Below are 443 nucleotides of genomic sequence, written 5' to 3' on the forward strand. Positions count from 1 at the left end.
GTACAAAAACGTCGATTTACGATACAGCGCGCCACCGGACACCGCCTGGACGAACGCGCCGAGCAGGCCAGCGGCCAGCGGCGCTTCGAACAGCACCGGGCACTTGCGCGTGGTCAGCTTGCGSGCATTCAGGCGAGCCAGCGCACGCTCGGCGGCGTAGCGGCCGATGTCYTCGGGCGCGGCCAGYGTCAGCGGSGASCGCTTGGACGAATACCAGTCGTCGCGCTGCATGCCGCCGCCCGAACCGGCGATCGGCGCGCAGGAGATGAAATGGCGCGAATACGGATAGCCGCCCGAGAAGCCGCGCGAGGTGGCCAGCACGAACTGCGAATGCTGGGCCGATACGCTCGCGCCGTCACTGTTGCGGATCTTGGGCGACACGGCAAAGGCGGCGGCTTCGGCGCGACGGGCGATGTCGATGGCCTCCTCGGCATCCACGGTCC

The 443-nt window shown here is 68.5% G+C and carries 1 pseudogene; it reads right to left on the reverse strand.

The features are described 5' to 3' along the window. Positions 1 to 443, reverse strand: a pseudogene (gene pmbA / locus AC1DKR_RS21210) (metalloprotease PmbA); the annotation flags it as partial.

This window comes from Stenotrophomonas sp. 01N47, assembly GCF_056399165.1.